Here is a 361-nt window from a genome sequence, read left to right on the forward strand (position 1 = left end):
CTCGAGGTCGAGGTCGGTGTTGCGGGCGTAGATGCCGCCACCGTTCTCGCAGGCGGTGTTCTCCTTGATGATCGACATCACGATCTTGACGAACCCGCCGGAGCTGAACACGCCGCCGCCGTTCTCGCCGGCCCGGTTGCCGACGATGGCGGTCTTGAAGATCTCTACCGAGCCGGCCTCGTCGTGGCCCTTCACCAGCATCTTGTCCTTGGACTCGTTGCCGTTGGCGATGCCGCCGCCGTTCTCCCCGGCGGTGTTGTTGTCGATCCGCGATCCGACCACCTTGAGCACGCCGACGTTGAAGATGGCGCCGCCGTTCTGCTCGGCGTGGTTGTCGTTGAGGGTGCTCCACTCCACGTCG

General features: G+C 64.8%; 1 pseudogene. It reads right to left on the minus strand.

The features are described 5' to 3' along the window. A pseudogene (locus ONA70_RS36530) lies at positions 1-361 on the minus strand (hypothetical protein); the annotation flags it as partial.

The organism is Micromonospora yasonensis (genome assembly GCF_026013475.1).
Lineage (GTDB): Bacteria > Actinomycetota > Actinomycetes > Mycobacteriales > Micromonosporaceae > Micromonospora > Micromonospora yasonensis.